Genomic DNA, 16,838 nt, shown 5'->3' with positions numbered 1-16,838 from the left:
TCCCCGCGCCGCGGCGCGTTCTCAATACTCCTGGTTCAGCGCATCCGCCGCCGGGATCTCGGCCTCCCGCTTCGCAATATACGCCAGCAGCGCCTCGTTCACACCCTCGTCCAGCTTCGGTTCTTCGTACTCGTTCAGCATCTTGCGCGCATAGGCCTGCGCCCTTGCATTCGCCTCGACCGCACCCTCGGCCTGCCATTGCTCGATCGAGTTGTTGTCGAACAGATCCGGCATGAAGAACGCCCGCTGAAAATTCGCCAACGTATGGGGGTGGCCCAGGTAATGCCCCCCCGGCCCGATATCGCCCACGGCTGCCACAGCCTCGTCGAAATCGTCCCAGCGGATGCCCTCGGCCATCCGGTAGGCCATCGCGCATTGCTCGGCGTCGATCACGAACTTCGCCATCGAACAATGCATCCCGGCCTCGTTCCAACCTGCCGCGTGCCACATGTAATTCGTCCCCGCCATCTGCAACGCCATCAGGGTCGTGGCACTCTCGTACCCCGCCTGCGCGTCCAGCGTCTTGGCCCCACCCAAGTTGGTCGAGGACCGCCACGGCACGCCATAAAACCGCGCCATCTGCCCGATCATCATGTTCATCAGGGAAATTTCCGGCGTCCCCGCCATCGGCGCGCCCGACTTCATGCTGACCGTCGACAGGTAATGCCCATAGATCGCCGGCGCCCCCTTGCGAATGACCTGTGTATAGGCCAGCGCGCTCAGCGCCTCGGCATTCAACTGCGCCACCGCCGGTGCCACGGACGCCGGCGTATTGGCCCCGCCCAGCACGAACGGGCTGCACAGCACCGGCTGGTTACGCTTGCAGAACGCCCGCATCGCGCCCAGCATCGTCTCGTCCCACACAAGCGGGCTGTTGCCGTTGCAGTTCCCCGTCGCCACCGGATGATCCTCAAGGAAGTCTTCTCCGAAGAGGATCGCACACATCTCAATCACGTCCTCGGCGTTCTTGGGGCTGGTCGTCATCCCCATGAACGTCTTGTCCGAATGCTTCATCGACGAATAGGTGATCCGCAAATGCCGCTGGCTGATCGGGTGGTCATAAGGCTCCACGATATGATGCGCGCTGGAATGCAGCGCGGGCGACATCTGCGCCAGCTTGTGGAAGTTCGCCAGGTCGTCCAGCGTCGGGTTCCGCCGCACATCGTCCAGATCCCGCAGGAACGGCGCGCCCGTCATCGGCACGAAAATCGCATGATCCTTGCCGAAGGGCAGGTTATGCGCCGGGTTCCGCGCGTGATAAGTGAACGTCTCGGGGATCGACTTGATCAACTCCCGCACCAGCCCCCGGTCCAGATGCACCCGGTCGCCGTCGCGCACCTCCGCGCCGACCCGCTTCCAGTCGGCAATCGCGATCTCGTCGCGGAACACCACGCCGACAGTCTCAAGGATATCCATGCTCGCAGCGTCAATCCGCTCGATCTCTTCCGCACTCATCGGCTCGGTCAGCGGCAGCCCCCGCTTCAGGCTGGGCAACATCTTCACGTCCCGCACCGCGCGCTGCGCCGTGCGTGCCCCGCGCCCCCGCCTTGCGGACTTCTTTTCCATAACCTCATCCATCGCGTTATTCCTCGTAGGGTGGGTGCCAACCCACCGTTGCTGCGCTGGTGGGTTCACACCCACCCTACCCGACGTTGTCCCCATCCTTGGGATCGCTCAGATCGACCCAGATCGTTTTCACCTCGGTGAACTGGTCATGCGCATGCACGCCATTGTCCCGCCCGCCAAAGCCTGACTGCTTGTACCCACCAAAGGGCGTGGCGATGTCCCCCTCGCCGTAGCAGTTCACCGTCACCGTCCCCGCCCGGATCTCCCGCGCCGCCCGGATCGCGCGGCGCACGTTCCCGGTAAAGACGGACGCCGCCAGCCCATACGCCGTGTCATTGGCCAATTCGATCGCCTCGGCCTCGCTCGCCACCTCGATCACCGACAGGACCGGGCCAAAGATCTCCTCCTTTGCCCGCTTGTCGTCCTTCTTCACCTCGTACACCGTCGGCTCGATGAAATTGCCCTTTGGCTTGCCGCCCCCGGCCACCGCCTTGCCTTTGAGATAGCCGGCCACCTTCTTGCAATGCTCGGCATCCACCAGCGCGCCCAGATGGTTCGCCGGGTCCAACGGATCGCCGGTCTTCCAGTCGCGCATCCGCGCCACGATCCGCTCCATCAGCGGTGCCTTGACGGCCTTGTGCACGATCACCCGGCTGGCCGCCGAACAGTTCTCACCCATGTTCCAGAACGCCGCGTTCACCACGTGCTCGGCCACGTGATCGAGGTTCTCGGCATCCTCCAGGACAACAGCGGGGTTCTTGCCCCCGCATTCCAGCGTGACCTTCTTCATGTTGCTGTCCGCCGCATAGCGCAGGAACCGCTTGCCGGTCTCGGTCGAGCCGGTAAAGCTCACCATGTCCACGCCCATATGCAGGCCCAGCGGCTCGCCCACGCTCGGCCCATCCCCCGGCAGCACCTGCAACACGCCGCGCGGCACGCCCGCCATATGCGCCACTTCCGCCAGCCGCAACGCGGTCAGCGAGGTCTGCTCGGCGGGCTTCACGATCACCGAGTTTCCGGCGGCCAGCGCCGGCCCGATCTTCCACGCCATCATCAGCAGAGGAAAGTTCCACGGCAGCACGCAGGCCACCACGCCCAGCGGCTCCCGCACGATCAGGCTCAGCGCGTCGTCGCCCGACGGCCCCACCTGGTCATAGATCTTGTCGATCAACTCGGCATGCCACTTGATCGTGTGAATGACCTCGGGAATGTCCACGGCCTCGCAATCGCGGATCGGCTTGCCACTATCGAGGCTCTCCATCACCGCGAACTCATGCCGCCGCCGCGTGATCAATTTGGCAAACCGGATCAGCACATCCTTCCGCGCGCTCGGATGCGCCTTCGCCCACTCCCCGCGCTCAAACGCCTGCCGCGCCTTCTCCACCGCGAAATCCACGTCCTTCGTGTTCGCGGTCGAGATCTTCGCCAGCACGTCCCCCGTCGCGGGGTTCACAGTCTCCATCACCGGCCCCGATCCCTTGCGGAACTTGCCATCGACAAAGGGCGCCTTGGGCAGATCGATCTCGGCGGCAATCGCGCCATACTCGTCCCGTGTCAGAAGCTCGCTCATTTCTTGCCCCCTTCGATCGCGGCAATGGCCGTGTTCATCGTGCGGATCACCTCTTCGAGGCTACGCTTGTCATCCTTGTTCAGCGGCAACAGCGGCTTGCGCGGCGGCCCCGCCGGAATGCCCCGCATCGTCACGCCATGCTTGATGCACTGGATGAACTTGCCGCCCTGCTCCAACACCCGCATCAGCGGCATCATCGCACTCATGATCGCCCGCCCCTTGGTGAAATCCCCCTCCACCACGCAGGCCCGGTACAGCGCCACATGCGCCTCGGGCGCGAAATTCGACCCGGCACAGACCCAGCCCTTCGCGCCCCAGGCAAAGAACTCCAGCGCCTGGTCATCCATCCCGCAGAGAAGGCCCAGATGCGGATAGTCCCGCGCGATCAGGTGCAGCCGGTTGATGTCGCCGCTGCTCTCCTTGATGCCGCAGAAATTGGCCGAGCGGCCCAGGCGATCCAAGGTCTCCTCGTCCATGTTCACGCCCATCCGGCCCGGGTAATTGTACAGCATCACCGGCATATCCACCGCCCGGTCGATCGCCAGCGCGTGCAGCGCAATCTCGCGCCCCGTCGGCACCGAATAAGGCGGCGTCGCCACGAGGATCGCATCCGCGCCCACGTCCTTCGCCATTTTCGCGAATTCGATGCTGTCCTCGGTGCGCAACGCGCCCGTGCCCACGACCAGCGGCACACGGCCACGGATCAGCTCATGCGTCTTGGCCGCCAGCCACGCCCGCTCTTCAAAGCTCTGCGCGTAATATTCGCCCGTGGTCCCCGCACTGATGATCCCGGCCACACCACCCGCGATCAACTGCTCCACCACGTCGCCCAACGCGCCCTCGTCCACCGTGAAATCCTCACGATAGGGCGTCACGATGGGCGTCCAGATCCCCTCAAACTGCATCTTCACGATCCTTCATCGGCAAAACGTCAATCGGCAACGGATCCGGGCTCACGAACCGCTCCAGCCGGTCGCGCGACAGGTTCCAGTGCTCGATCGTCAGATCCACCATCAGGCCCGACTCCTGCCGCTCGATGGCCACGATCATCGCGTCATGGTGGTCGCAGGCCTTCACCACCCGCAGCGACTCGTCCGCCGATGCGGGGCGATAGAATGTCTGGCTCAGCCGCGTATGGTCGATCAGCATGCGCTTCAGGCTGGGCAGCAGGTAGGGATTGTGCGCCATCTCCCCCATCGCCAGGTGAAAGCGGTGGTTCTGCAACGCCGCCTTCGCCGCGTCGCCGCTTTGGGTGGCCCGGCGAAACGAGTCCTGGATCTCCTTCAACCCGTCAATCTCGCCTTCGCGTCGGTTCTCCGCGGCCAGCCGCGCCACGTTGGCATAGATCATCGGCGCGGTCTGAAAGAACGTCCGCAGCACCGGCAGGTCCATCGACGCCACCTTGGCTCCGCGATTCTGCGTCAGGTCCACATACCCCTCACCGCCCAGCCGCTGCAGGATCTCCCGCATCGGCGTGCGCGACATGGCATACCGCTCGCACAGCGTCGCCTCGTCCAGGTCGCTGCCCGGCGCGATATCCTGCGTCAGTATGCGCATCCGCAGGTCTTCCAGGCACTGGGTCTTCTTGTCGGCGGTCAAAACGAATCTCCTTGCTGAATACATAATGTATACATTTCGTATTCATACGTCGATTCAATTCGATATCGCCCGACCGATTGCCCCAAGCCTATCTTTTTCTTGCCAAAAATACTCGCGCCGCAGGCCCCCGCCGGCCATACGCGTACCGTCAGGCACAGCGCGTCACGCCGCCCTCACGCCCCCCGAGGCCACAAGGCCGAGACAACCCTGCGCGCGTGATACGCGCTCAATCTGGTTGAAAAATTACCGCCGTGCGCCCACCGGCGGATCGGCCCGGCTCGCGTCCCAGTCGGGCTCGAACCCCAGAACCTCGGTCGCCGGCGGCAGGGCCGGGTTGAACAGGACGTTATGCGCCATCGTCGACTGGTGCAGCAGGTTGTGCGGCGCCAACCGCCAGACCTTGCAAGCCAGCTCGAACTCCTGCCCGTAAGCCGCGAAGCGCAGCGTCGCATGCCCCGCCTCGTGCAGCGCCCTGGCGCCTTCGCTGCCCGGCGGGAACGTCGCGGTCAGGATATCAGAAAATTCCTTGGCCTTCTGGTAATATGTCGCCGACAGGAATTGCAGCGCGGTCTGCCGCCGCTGCGCCGGGTCGTTGGTCTTGGCCGCCATGTGCTGCAACTCGGGCGTCACCGAATACCCCGGCGCCTTGTTCAACAGCGTGATCACAACGCCCATCGGCTGATCATGCCCCTCCGGCGTGACTTCCGGCATGATCGCATCATCCGGCCGCCCATCATTGTTGCGCATCGCCAGCTGCCGCACGTGGCACTGCCACTTCAGGAACCCCAGCCGCAGCGGGTTGTCGGAATAGCTTTGCCCCAGTTGGGCCGCCAAAGATGTCATGCCACGCTCCTCTCGGGGTCTGGCGTTTCCATGTCGAACTCCCGGTCACTCATCAGGCTCGGCACCCGGCCCGCGGCCTTTTCCACGCCATCAAGGTCGATCTCCGCCTGCACCACGCCCGGCTCCGTGCCGCCCTCGGCCAGCACCTCGCCCCACGGTCCGACAATCAGCGAATGGCCAAAGCATTCGCCCCCGCCCGGCACCGGACCTATGGCACAAGGCGACACCACGAACCGCGTAGTCTCGATCGCCCGCGCCCGGTTCAGCACATGCCAATGCGCCTCGCCCGTCTTCCTGGTAAAGGCCGCGGGGCAAATCAGCATCTCCGCCCCGGCCTGCGCCAGGCCGCGCCACAGCATCGGAAACCGCAGATCGTAACAGATCGTGTGCCCGATCCGCCCGAACGGCGTGTCGTGAATGACCGCGCGACTGCCCGGCGCCACCCGCTCGCTTTCGCGATAGACTTCCGTTTCGCTCAGCTGGATGTCGAACATGTGGATCTTGTCATACCGTCCGCGGATCACGCCGGAATCGTCCAGCATGATCCCGCGATTGATGATCCGCCCATCCGGGCCATCGACGGCGATGGAGCCGAGGTTCATCCACACCCCCGCCGCCCGCGCAAAGGCCTGCGCCTCGCGCAGGAACGGTTGCTCGTCCTCCGGGGCAGAGGGCGCCGCCACAGCCGCACCCTCCGTTTTCAACCCACCGCAATATTCCGGCAGGAAAAGAACCTGCGCCCCGTCGGCCACCGCCTGTTCGGCCAAAGGCCGCGCTTCCGCCCAGGCCGATGCGAAATCGGGCATGGGCCGCGTCTGCAGGCAGGCGATGTTGATCGGGCGCGTCATGTCTGGTCCTTTCAAAGTTCCTTCAGAACTTCATATAGGCCTTGCGCAGGTTCACCAAAGGGTGCCGATCCGACATCTGGAACTTGATCAGGAGTTCCCGCGCGATCATGTCCCGGTCCTGCTGGTTGTCGGGCAGCTCGATCGTGTCGGGCACCCGCACCCAGCCGTTGTTGTTGCGGTCGAACACCGCCGGCGAGCCTTCCTCGTAACCCATGTGCACGTCTTCCAGCCAGTTGAGGTCGTCCCAGCCCATGGTCTCGATGTACTTTTCCAGGAACGGCGTGATCCGGTCATAATCCGGCACGAGGTTCACGTCATAGCGATAGCCGATATGCTGGCCGATTTCCTTTTCCCGCTCCGAGCCGAGCCCGTCCTTGTCCTTCAGGAACTGGTCGACATCGGTAATCTCCGAGCCGCGATATTGTGTTCCAGCCATTGTTTTCCCTCCTTATCGGGAGGTGGGGTAAACCCCACCCTACGCCGTACACGTAGGGTGGGTTTCCAACCCACCGTTTAGAAATGGTGATAATCCTCGACGCCAACCGTATGGCCGGTGCCTGCCAGCGGAACCCCCGCCATGGCCGAGGCCTCCATCGTCAACGCGGCCAGGTCCTCCGGCTCCAGCGAGTGCAGGTAGGTCTTGCCGCACGCCCGTGCGAACAACTGCGCCTCGATGGTCAGCGTGTGCAGGAAGTTGTACACGCGCTCCGCCGCCTCGTCCGGGTCCAGCCGCTCGCGCAGCTTGGGATCCTGCGTCGCCACGCCCACCGGGCAGCGCCCCGTGTGACAGTGATAGCAATAGCCCGGCTCGGCCCCGATTTCCTCGGGATAATTGGCCTCGGGGATGTCCTTGTTGCAGTTCAGCGCCATCATGGCCGAGTGACCGATCGCGATGGCATCCGCGCCCAGCGCGATGGCCTTGGCCACGTCCGCGCCGTTCCGGATCCCGCCCGCGTAGACCAGGCTGATCTCGCCGCGCTTGCCAAGGCTGTCGATGGCTTTCCGCGCCTGACGGATCGCCGCCATGCCCGGCACACCGGTATCTTCCGTGGCCAGGTGCGGGCCCGCGCCCGTGCCACCTTCCATCCCGTCGATATAGATCGAATCCGGGTCGCACTTCACCGCCATCCGCACGTCGTCGAACACGCGGGAGGCCCCCAGCTTCAGCTGGATCGGGATCTGCCAGTCGGTCGCCTCGCGGATCTCCTGGATCTTCAGCGCCAGGTCGTCCGGACCCAGCCAGTCGGGGTGCCGCGCCGGCGAGCGTTGGTCGATCCCCGCGGGCAGCGACCGCATCTCGGCCACCTGGTCGGTCACTTTCTGACCCATCAGGTGCCCGCCCAGACCCACCTTGCAGCCCTGCCCGATGAAGAATTCACAGCCATCGGCCAGAACAAGGTGGTTGGGGTTGAAGCCATAGCGCGACTGGATGCACTGGTAGAACCACTTCGAGCTATAGCGCCGCTCGTCGGGGATCATGCCCCCCTCGCCCGAACAGGTCGCCGTGCCCGCCATCGTGGCGCCCCGCGCCAGCGCGGTCTTCGCCTCGTAGGACAATGCGCCGAACGACATGCCCGTGATATAGACTGGGATATCCAGCTCCAGCGGCACCTTGGCGCGCGGACCGATCACTGTCTTGGTCTCGCATTTCTCGCGATACCCTTCGATCACGAACCGCGTCAGCGTGCCGGGCAAAAAGGTCAGGTCATCCCAGTGCGGGATTTTCTTGAACAGCGAGAAGCCCCGCATCCGGTACCGGCCAAGCTCGGACTTGATGTGGATGTCATCCATCACACGCGGCGGGAAGATGAAGCTGTCACCGATGCGGTTTACATCGCGGTCCAGCTGTTTTTTCTGCGGCAGATCACCATCAGCCATGATTGTCTCCTTCGTGCATGGTGAGGTGGGTTGCAAACCCACCCTACACGTCCGGCGTAGGGTGGGGTTTCACCCCACCATTACAAAATCAGTTTCTTCTCGGACGGCTCGAGGTTGTCGTAGTTCCACAGCATCTTGCCGGCGACGACCTTGGTGAAGTGATCCACCCCCTTGTCGGGCATCAGGCCATATTGCGTCAGCTTCCGTGTCAGCCACTTCTTGTCGAGCTCGGTCAACTCCGCCTCGACAGCATCCACGCCCAGGCTCTTGATGTCGCCGCCCACGTAGATCGTGCCGTCATACATCGAGTCGCCCAGGTTCTTGCCCGCGTTGCCGCAGACCACCATCCGGCCCCTTTGCATCATGAAGCCACTCAGCGCGCCGGTATCGCCACCGACGATGATCGTGCCGCCCTTCTGGTCGATCCCCGTGCGCGAGCCCACCGAGCCCCGGCACACAAGGTCGCCGCCCCGGATGGCCGCGCCAAAGGTCGAGCCTGCGTTCTTCTCGATCATGATCGTCCCGGACATCATGTTCTCGCCACAGGACCAGCCCACACGTCCGCTGATGCGCACGTTCGGCCCGTCGATCAGGCCGACGGAAAAGTACCCGGTCGAGCCTTCGATGATCAGGTTCAGCTTGCTCAGGATCCCCACGCCAAGGCTGTGCATGCCCCGCGGGTTCTGCAGCACGATCGTGCCGTAACCTTCCTTCATCAACTCGCGGATGTTCGAGTTCACTTCCGTCACGGTCTTGCCGTCACAGTCGATCTCGGTCCGCTTGTTGAAGTCCACGTCGGGCGCCCACGGATAGGTGAAACGCTCCTCGGCATCCGGGTCGAACTCGACGTAAAGCGACTTGCCCGTCAGCTGTTCGGTCCGCATGCCCAGCGCGGTCACCCGCTCTTCCTGGGTCATCTTCTTCAGTTCTGCGTCGCTTACGCTTGCCATACCCGGACCTCCTCATCATAGGGATCTGTCGTGTCGATTTCCTGCGGAAGGATCGCGCGGATCGCCACCTCTTCGCTCGCCATGGCGATCAGGTCGTCGGATTCGTAAAGAACCAGCGGTTTCGCCGCCATCGTGTCCTTCGCCATGCCCAGCTGATCCTTGGTGGCCACAAGATAGGTGAACACCCCGTCGATCTCCTCGATCGACTTGCGCAGGGACTCTTCCAGCGTGATGCCGTTGGCCAGGTTGTGCGCGGTATAGACCGCCAGCAGTTCGCTGTCGCAGTTCGACATGAACCGGTGGCCCTTGCGCTCCATCTCGCGGCGCATGATCCAGTAGTTGGTGATCTGGCCGTTATGCACCACGCTCACGTCGTTATAGGGAAACGCCCAGTAGGGGTGTGCCGACTTGATGTCGACGTCCGATTCCGTGGCCATCCGCGTATGCCCGATGGCATGCGTGCCCTTGAAATCGTTGAGGCCGTACGCCTTCGACACCACCGACGCATCGCCCAGATCCTTGATCAGCTCCAGGCCGTTGCCCATCGACAGGATCTCGATCCCATCGGTTTCCTCGATATGCTCGGCCATCTCGCCGACATTGTCGGCCCCGCTGAACACGTAGCGCAGCGCGTATTCCAAGGGCGCTTCCTTGGACTTGATCTTGGCGCCATGCTCTTCCATCACCTGTTCGACATAGGCGATGCGGTCCTCGATCACCTTGTGAACGCCACGGCCCTTTTCCATGTCCTCGGCCTCGGCCACCTTTAGGCGCATGATGTAATCGCCCTCGGTCGGTTCACCGTATACCGCGTAGCCGGTGCTGTCCGGCCCACGGTGCTTGAGCGCCAGCAGCATCGAGGTCATCTCCGACCCCACGTCGCTGCTCTTGCCCTTGTAGATTAGTCCAGCAATTCCACACATCTGGAAACGCCTCCTCTGGGTTGCATAGTCGTTAGATCGGCGGCGGGCTCCTCAACCCGCCGCCAGGCGCATGGGATGCCTCAGGGCAGGCATTCCATGTACGTGTCCTTGTCCCAATCCGTCACGGTGGACATGAACCGGGCATATTCATCGTGCTTGTACTCGTCGAACAGGCGGTACATCTCGCCGGGCATCCCGCGCTGCACCACTTCGTCCTTCTTGAGGAAGTCCAGCGCCTCGCCAAGCGACATCGGCAGCTTCTTCACCTGCTTGCCGGCCTCGATCGCGGCGTAGATGTTGCGCTCTTCGGGCTCGCCCGGGTCCAGCTTGTTGTCGATACCGTCGTCCATCGCCGCCAGCAGGGTCGTGCCCATCAGGTACGGGTTCACCATGCTGTCGACCGAGCGGTACTCGAACCGCCCCGGCGCCGAAACGCGCAGGCCCGTGGTGCGGTTCTGGAACCCCCAGTCGGCAAAGACCGGCGCCCAGAAGCCCGTGTCCCACAGACGACGGTAGGAGTTCACCGTCGAACAGCCCACGGCCGTCAGCGCCTGAAGGTGATGCACCACGCCGCCGATCGCCTCCAGGCCTTCCTTGCCGGGCATCTGCGGATCGTCGTCATCGGGCATGAACGTGTTGTCGCCGCCCTTGACGTACATGTAGTTCTCTTTCATCCCCGGCAGATCCTTGGGATCGTTGCCGCACTTGACGAACTCGTCCTCGCCGCCGCGCCACAGGCTCATGTTGTGGTGACAGCCGCTCGCCGACACGCCCATGAACGGCTTGGTCATGAAGCAGGCGAAAATGCCGTTCTCGCGCGCCACCTGCGCACAGATCTGGCGATAGGTGGTCAGACGGTCCGCGTTGCGCAGCACGTCGTCGAACATCCAGTTCAGCTCCAGCTGGCCGGGTGCGTCCTCGTGGTCGCCCTGGATCATGTCCAAGCCCATCATGCGGGCATACTTGATCACCTGCATCGACACCGGGCGCAGGCTTTCGAACTGGTCGATGTGATAGCAATAGGGCTTGGAATAGCCGTCGCGCGGCTTGCCGTTCTCGTCGAACTTCAGCCACATCATCTCGGGTTCGGTCCCGATCCGCAGGCTCCGGCCATGCTTCTTTTTGAAGTCTTCGTGCATCCGGCGCAGGTTGCCCCGGCAATCGCTGGTCAGGAACCCACCCGGATTTTCCTTTTCCTCGCGGTTGCGGAACAGCGTGCAGTAGAAGCGGCCGATCGTCGGCGCCCAGGGCAACTGCATGAAGGTTTCAGGTTCCGGAATGCCCACCAGCTCGGCCGCTTCCGGGCCATAGCCCAGGTACTCGCCCGCGCGGTTGGTGAACAGGTTCACCGTGGCGCCATAGACCAGCTGAAAGCCCTTCTTCGCGACGGTTTCCCAGTGATCGGCAGGAATGCCCTTGCCCATGATCTTGCCGGTCACCGACACGAATTGCAGATAAAGGTACTCGATGCCTTTCGCATCGATCATCTTGCGGACTTCTTTGATTTTCTCGTCGCGCCCGGGGGCCTCGACAAATTTCTCAAGATCCATTTCAGCCACGGTTTAGCTCCCTGATGTTGCGCCGCCTTGCTTGTGTCTGGACCCAAGAAGCGGCTGGTATTTTAGGTGGCATGAGCAGGCATCGCGATGCCGCCCAGCACCTTCACGATTCCGAGGCTCAATCCAAAAGTCAACCGAATTTGATCCAAACATGCAGATTCTGCTGGAAATAGCCGCTATATGGTATATAATTGGTCCAGTTAACGGAGGAATCACAGTGAGCGACGCACAAAGAATGGGCGCGGCGGATATCGCCGGCCTCATCCGGCGCGAAATATCCAAGGGCACGCTGCAACAGCATGACCGCCTGCCACCCGAACGGGTGCTGTCCGAGACATACGGCGCCGCCCGCGGCACCGTGCGCAAGGCGCTCATGCAGTTGGAATCCGAAGGTTTTGTCGAGATCCGGCCAGGCAGCGGCACCTATGTCATGCACAAGACCGAGACAGCCGCGGCCAGCGCCATTGACAACGCTACACCCCTGGAATTGATGGATGCCCGATTCGCGCTCGAGCCGCACAGCTGCCGCCTGTCGGTCCTGCACGGCCGCCACGCCGATTTCGACCGGATGGAAGAGCTCTGCGAGCAGATGGAGGCCAGCGTCGACGACCCCGCCGCGTTCTCCGAGGCCGACACGCAGTTTCACCGCGCCATCGCCGACAGCACCCGCAACGGTCTCCTGGTGTGGATCCTTACCCAGATCGGCAGCGTCCGCGGCCAGGACGACTGGACCCGCATGCGACGCCTGACGCTGGATGAGCCGACCATCAACACCTACAACCGGCAACACCGCCAGATTCTCGAGGCCCTGCGCGCCCGCGAACCCGAACGCGCCGCGACCATCATGAAGGAACACCTGGAAACCGCCCGCCTGTCCCTCACCCGCGCCTCCGAGACGTGAAGCCGTCCCGGGCCTGACCCAGGACCTCTTGACGCGAAGGGACTGCCCACCGCTACCCGCGTAGGGTGGGTGAAACCCCACGCGCCGCGACGCCCGCTACTTCTTGTAAAGCCGCGCCATCTCGTCCCCGAAGAGCCGGTCGAACTCCTCCGGCGGCAACCACCCCACCGGCGCATCCTCCAGCTCCTGCCCCAGGAACAGCTTCACCGCCGCCACCGCGTGCCAGCTCTGGCTGCCCGCCGCGTGATAGGGCCGCATCGGCACGTAGGTCCCATCCTTCAAGAGCAAATGTGGCCGGTCGATCCCGCTATCCGTGCCCTGGGCGCCCACCGTGCCGATCACGGCGGTTTCGACGTCGCTCAACCGCCACTCCCATTCCTTGGCACCCTTGCGGTCCGTCACCGTCAGATGCACCCGGTCCGCCGCCCGGTCGAAGACCAGCACAGACCGCATCTTGCTGCGCTTCCAGTAGACCACCATCCCGACGATCAGCACCGCTCCCGGCAACAGCAACTCGGGAAACCCCTCCCACGCCATGAAGAGGCTCATGCCGGCCACGAACACGCCAGCCAGCGTCAGGCCCAGCTTCTTGTCCTTCTGGTCATCCACCAGGGTCAGGGTGGTGTCGGTCTTGTCCTCGATCCGCATCCATCGACGATGCCCCGCGTCCCGAGTTCCGTCAATCCTGCACGTAGGGTGGGTGACAACCCACGCTTACCACCGCACGCCGCATTAACGACCCGATCTGCCGACGCCCCCACCGCCGCGATACCACCCGGATACCGACGCGATACCGACGTCCCAAATCAGCCAAACAAGGCCGTTAAACTTTTTACTCGCGCCAGTCGAAAAATCCCGGCCCCGCGCGCTCCAGCAATCCGCGCGCCAGCGCGTCGCCCAGCTTGGCCCCGTCCTCGACCGGCGCCTCGCCCTCGTCGCTGAGGCTCTCGCTGCCATCGGGCCGCAGCACTTCGCCGCGCAGCCGGATCCTGTCGCCCTGCAACTCCGCCAGCCCAGCAATCGGCGTCTCGCAGGAACCGTCCAACGTCGCCAGAAAGGCCCGTTCCGCCGCCAGCCGCTTACCCGTCTCGACGTCATGGATCGCCGCCAGCATCTCGGCCGCGCGGCTGTCATCCGCACGCCGCTCGATCCCGATGGCCCCCTGCGCCACGGCGGGCAGCATGTCCTCGGTATCCACCGCACCGACCGCCACCTCGGGCTGCCCAAGACGGTTCAGCCCGGCCATGGCGAGAAACGTGCATTCCGCCACGCCGTCATCCAGTTTCTTCAATCTTGTCTGAACGTTACCGCGAAACTCCACCACCTCAAGATGCGGAAATTTCACCAGCACCTGCGCCTTGCGCCGCAGGCTCGACGTGCCCACCTTGGCGCCCTCGGGCAGCCCCGCCAGCCCCTCGTAGCGCGGCGACACGAACGCATCGCGCACATCCTCGCGCGGCAGGTAGGTGTCCAGCATCAGCCCCTCGGGCTGCAACACAGGCATGTCCTTCATCGAGTGAACCGCGAGGTCGATCTCGCCCGACAGCATCGCCTCCTCGATCTCGCGGGTGAACAACCCCTTGCCGCCGATCTCTTTCAGCGGCCGGTCGATCACCCGGTCGCCGGTTGTCTTGATGACGACGATCTGGAACGCCTCGTGCGGCAGGTCAAAGGCGTCGGCCAGACGGTCGCGCGTCTCGTTCGCCTGCGCCAGCGCAAGCGGGGAACCTCGTGTACCGATCTTCAACGGCGCGGCGGGGGTGGGCATGGTCACAGTCATGCAGACGGTCTAGACGTGTAAATCTGGGCTGACAAGTTTTGGTTGACTTTCCAAGGCTCAAAGGGGACCAAACTCGCAAAAGGGAGACCGGACATGGCGTCACAAAAAACCATCCTCAAGGCCCTCGCCGGCGAGACGCAGGCAACGCCGCCGATCTGGATGATGCGCCAGGCCGGGCGGTATCTACCCGAGTATCGCGCGACGCGCGAACAGGCTGGGGATTTCCTGTCGCTCTGCTACAACCCCGACCTCGCAACCGAGGTCACGCTGCAACCGATCCGCCGCTACGGCTTTGACGGGGCGATCCTTTTTGCCGATATCCTCTTGGTCCCACAGGCCCTCGGCGCCGATCTGTGGTTCGTCACCGGCGAGGGCCCACGCCTGTCGACCGTCACCCAGCAGGCCGATTTCGACAAGCTCGGCCCAGCGGACGAGGTGCACGAGACGCTCAACCCGATCTACCAGACCGTCCGCAATCTCTCCGGCGCCCTGCCGCCCGAGACCACGCTCATCGGCTTCGCCGGCGCGCCTTGGACCGTCGCCACCTACATGATCGCCGGCCGCGGCACGCCCGACCAGGGCCCCGCCCACGCGCTCAAATCCGAAAACCGCCCCCTGTTCGAGGCGCTGATGCAGCGCATCACAGAGGCCACGATCCATTACCTGTCGGCCCAGATCGACGCCGGCGCCGAGGTGGTCAAGGTCTTCGACAGCTGGGCCGGATCGCTCAAGGGCCAAGACTTCGAAGATTTCGCCGTGGCGCCGACCAAGCGCATCATCTCCGCGCTCAAGGAAAAGCACCCCGGCATCCCGGTCATCGCGTTCCCGCGCGAGGCCGGCGACGGCTATATCGGTTTCCATGAAAAGACCGGCGCCGATTGCGTGGCTATCGACAATTCGGTCAGCCCCGAATGGGCCGCGGAACACGTGCAAAAGGACGGCTGCGTGCAGGGCAACCTCGCCTCGTCGCACATGGTCACCGGCGGCGACGCCCTGGTGCGCGAGACGCGCCAAGTGGTCGAGGCGTTCCGCGGCGGCCCGCACATCTTCAACCTCGGGCACGGCATCACGCCCGACGCCGACCCCGACAACGTGCAACTGATGATCGATACGGTCCGCAGCACCTGACCGCGCCTTTCATCGTTCCAAAATACTCAAAGAAAACCCGCCCGACGCACACGCACCGGGCGGCTCTGGCGTGGCTCAGTCCAGCCCCATGCAATTCGCGTAATAGGTCACCGTCGCGGGCCAGTCGCTGAACACACCGACCACGCCGACCTTGTCATGCAGCGCCTGCAGCATGGTGAAATAATCCGCATCGGTGTCGATCGTGTCCGCCACCGATTGGAAATACCATCCGCCACCGCCGGTCAGCGGGCCAGAGCGTTCCAGCGTCCAGGTGATGATGTTCAGCCCGGCCTCGCTGGCCGCCGTGGCATAGGGAGACGGCACGATCTCGTCGCCCTCCAGCGTCACCAGCATCCACATCGGCGGCGCGATGTAATTGACGCCCTGATCCGCCAGTTCCTGCATCGACGGCTCGAACGTCGCCGGGTCCATGTAGTCGAACCCCTCCACGTCATACCGGCCGTCCAGGTACACCGCCTGCGCACCGAACTCCGGCTCGTTCTCGATCCAGTAAAGCACATCGTCCAGGTTGAAACTTTGCGGCCAAACGTCCGAGGCCGGCACGCCCGCCGCCTTGTACTCGTCGATCATCTTCTGCGCATAATCCTGCTGGCTGAACCCGTCATGCGGCATCTCCACCGCCGGGCTCTTCAGCTCGGGCGTGAATTTCGCGCCCAGGTCTCGGAACAGCGCGATCGACTCGGCATGGGTCATCAGCGTTCCGCCCGCGAACGCGTAAAGATCGGTGCGCCAACTGGCCGTGCCGTCCATGTACCCCTCGACCGTCGTGGCCGACGTGTCCGCCGCATCCATCTTGCCGGTCAGCGTGCGGAACTCGGCCAGCGTGACTTCCGAGGCCCGGCATTCCGCCGTCGCGTCCGTCTCGCCATCGGCGGGGCTGAACGGGGTCACGCAGGTCCCCGCCAGGTCCGACGCCAGGATATCGGTCGTCGTGTGCAGATCGTTCTGCGCGTGGCGGCAGACCAGTTCATGATCCTTGGTGAAGGTCACGTCGCACTCCAGGATGCCCGCACCCATCCGCGCCGCCGCCTTGTTGGATTCAACCGTATGTTCCGGAAAGAGCAGCGGCGCCCCCCGGTGTCCGATAGAAAAATCCGACCGCGCCGGCGTCTGGCCCGTGCACCCGGCCAGCTTCTCCTTCAACGGTCCTTCGGCCATCCGGTCGATCAGGTAGCCCGGGCGCGGCCCGTACCCGACCTCTTCGGCGGCCAGCGGCGTCGCCAACCCGGCAATGGCAATAGGCAACGCGGCGAATGTGAAACGGATCATTCT

At 63.8% G+C, this 16,838-nt stretch carries 16 protein-coding genes; 2 read left to right on the top strand and 14 right to left on the bottom strand.

Going from position 1 to position 16,838, the window contains the following annotated elements; genetic code table 11:
* Positions 1-21: 21 nt before the first annotated feature.
* From C2I35_RS19640 to C2I35_RS19590, 11 genes are all read right to left on the bottom strand, one after another.
* On the bottom strand, positions 22-1,566 hold the full coding sequence (locus C2I35_RS19640; RefSeq protein ID WP_245890566.1) for a trimethylamine methyltransferase family protein: 1,545 nt from the start codon (positions 1,564-1,566) through the stop codon (positions 22-24).
* A 76-nt stretch (positions 1,567-1,642) separates the two neighbouring features.
* A complete protein-coding gene (locus C2I35_RS19635; protein ID WP_103764729.1) occupies positions 1,643-3,136 on the bottom strand; it encodes an aldehyde dehydrogenase in 1,494 nt (497 codons plus the stop codon).
* The gene (gene dapA, locus C2I35_RS19630) at positions 3,133-4,041 is read right to left on the bottom strand and encodes a 4-hydroxy-tetrahydrodipicolinate synthase (RefSeq protein WP_103764728.1); all 909 of its coding nucleotides are present in this window, start codon (positions 4,039-4,041) and stop codon (positions 3,133-3,135) included. Before dapA ends, C2I35_RS19635 begins: the two co-directional genes overlap by 4 nt.
* The gene (locus tag C2I35_RS19625; protein ID WP_245890565.1) at positions 4,031-4,735 is read right to left on the bottom strand and encodes a GntR family transcriptional regulator; all 705 of its coding nucleotides are present in this window, start codon (positions 4,733-4,735) and stop codon (positions 4,031-4,033) included. Before C2I35_RS19625 ends, dapA begins: the two co-directional genes overlap by 11 nt.
* Before the next feature lie 243 nt (positions 4,736-4,978).
* A complete protein-coding gene (locus C2I35_RS19620; RefSeq protein WP_103764726.1) occupies positions 4,979-5,578 on the bottom strand; it encodes a hypothetical protein in 600 nt (199 codons plus the stop codon).
* The gene (locus C2I35_RS19615; protein ID WP_103764725.1) at positions 5,575-6,426 is read right to left on the bottom strand and encodes a carbon-nitrogen hydrolase family protein; all 852 of its coding nucleotides are present in this window, start codon (positions 6,424-6,426) and stop codon (positions 5,575-5,577) included. Before C2I35_RS19615 ends, C2I35_RS19620 begins: the two co-directional genes overlap by 4 nt.
* A gap of 22 nt (positions 6,427-6,448) precedes the next feature.
* On the bottom strand, positions 6,449-6,862 hold the full coding sequence (locus tag C2I35_RS19610; RefSeq protein ID WP_103764724.1) for a hypothetical protein: 414 nt from the start codon (positions 6,860-6,862) through the stop codon (positions 6,449-6,451).
* 77 nt (positions 6,863-6,939) lie between these two features.
* Positions 6,940-8,304 (bottom strand): FMN-binding glutamate synthase family protein, encoded by a 1,365-nt coding sequence (locus C2I35_RS19605; RefSeq protein WP_103764723.1) that lies wholly within the window; start codon positions 8,302-8,304, stop codon positions 6,940-6,942.
* An 80-nt stretch (positions 8,305-8,384) separates the two neighbouring features.
* On the bottom strand, positions 8,385-9,254 hold the full coding sequence (locus C2I35_RS19600) for a GltB/FmdC/FwdC-like GXGXG domain-containing protein (protein ID WP_103764722.1): 870 nt from the start codon (positions 9,252-9,254) through the stop codon (positions 8,385-8,387).
* Positions 9,242-10,177: a class II glutamine amidotransferase domain-containing protein gene (locus tag C2I35_RS19595; protein ID WP_103764721.1), complete on the bottom strand. Its 936-nt coding sequence runs from the start codon at positions 10,175-10,177 to the stop codon at positions 9,242-9,244. The genes C2I35_RS19600 and C2I35_RS19595 overlap by 13 nt, the downstream gene beginning before the upstream one ends.
* A gap of 80 nt (positions 10,178-10,257) precedes the next feature.
* On the bottom strand, positions 10,258-11,727 hold the full coding sequence (locus C2I35_RS19590) for a glutamine synthetase family protein (protein ID WP_170067267.1): 1,470 nt from the start codon (positions 11,725-11,727) through the stop codon (positions 10,258-10,260).
* A gap of 226 nt (positions 11,728-11,953) precedes the next feature.
* On the opposite strand from C2I35_RS19590, the gene C2I35_RS19585 reads away from it, so the two are divergent.
* Positions 11,954-12,637, top strand: a complete 684-nt coding sequence (locus C2I35_RS19585) for a FadR/GntR family transcriptional regulator (RefSeq protein ID WP_245890564.1) — start codon at positions 11,954-11,956, stop codon at positions 12,635-12,637.
* Positions 12,638-12,733: 96 nt separating this feature from the next.
* On the opposite strand, the gene C2I35_RS19580 is transcribed toward C2I35_RS19585, so the two are convergent.
* Both C2I35_RS19580 and hemC read right to left on the bottom strand, forming a co-directional pair.
* Positions 12,734-13,285: a hypothetical protein gene (locus tag C2I35_RS19580; protein ID WP_103764718.1), complete on the bottom strand. Its 552-nt coding sequence runs from the start codon at positions 13,283-13,285 to the stop codon at positions 12,734-12,736.
* A 184-nt stretch (positions 13,286-13,469) separates the two neighbouring features.
* The gene (hemC, locus tag C2I35_RS19575; protein ID WP_103764717.1) at positions 13,470-14,417 is read right to left on the bottom strand and encodes a hydroxymethylbilane synthase; all 948 of its coding nucleotides are present in this window, start codon (positions 14,415-14,417) and stop codon (positions 13,470-13,472) included.
* Positions 14,418-14,510: 93 nt separating this feature from the next.
* Here hemC and hemE point away from each other — a divergent pair, with 93 nt between their 5' ends.
* Positions 14,511-15,545, top strand: a complete 1,035-nt coding sequence (gene hemE, locus C2I35_RS19570) for a uroporphyrinogen decarboxylase (RefSeq protein WP_103764716.1) — start codon at positions 14,511-14,513, stop codon at positions 15,543-15,545.
* Between the two features lie 75 nt (positions 15,546-15,620).
* Here hemE and C2I35_RS19565 read toward each other — a convergent pair whose 3' ends face one another.
* On the bottom strand, positions 15,621-16,835 hold the full coding sequence (locus C2I35_RS19565) for a glycerophosphodiester phosphodiesterase family protein (protein ID WP_103764715.1): 1,215 nt from the start codon (positions 16,833-16,835) through the stop codon (positions 15,621-15,623).
* Between the last annotated feature and the right edge of the window lie 3 nt (positions 16,836-16,838).

It is taken from the genome of Roseovarius confluentis, assembly GCF_002917925.1.
Classification (GTDB): Bacteria; Pseudomonadota; Alphaproteobacteria; order Rhodobacterales; family Rhodobacteraceae; genus Roseovarius; species Roseovarius confluentis.
Note: the sequence above shows the minus strand (reverse complement) of the source record. Positions and strands in the feature narration are given on the sequence as shown.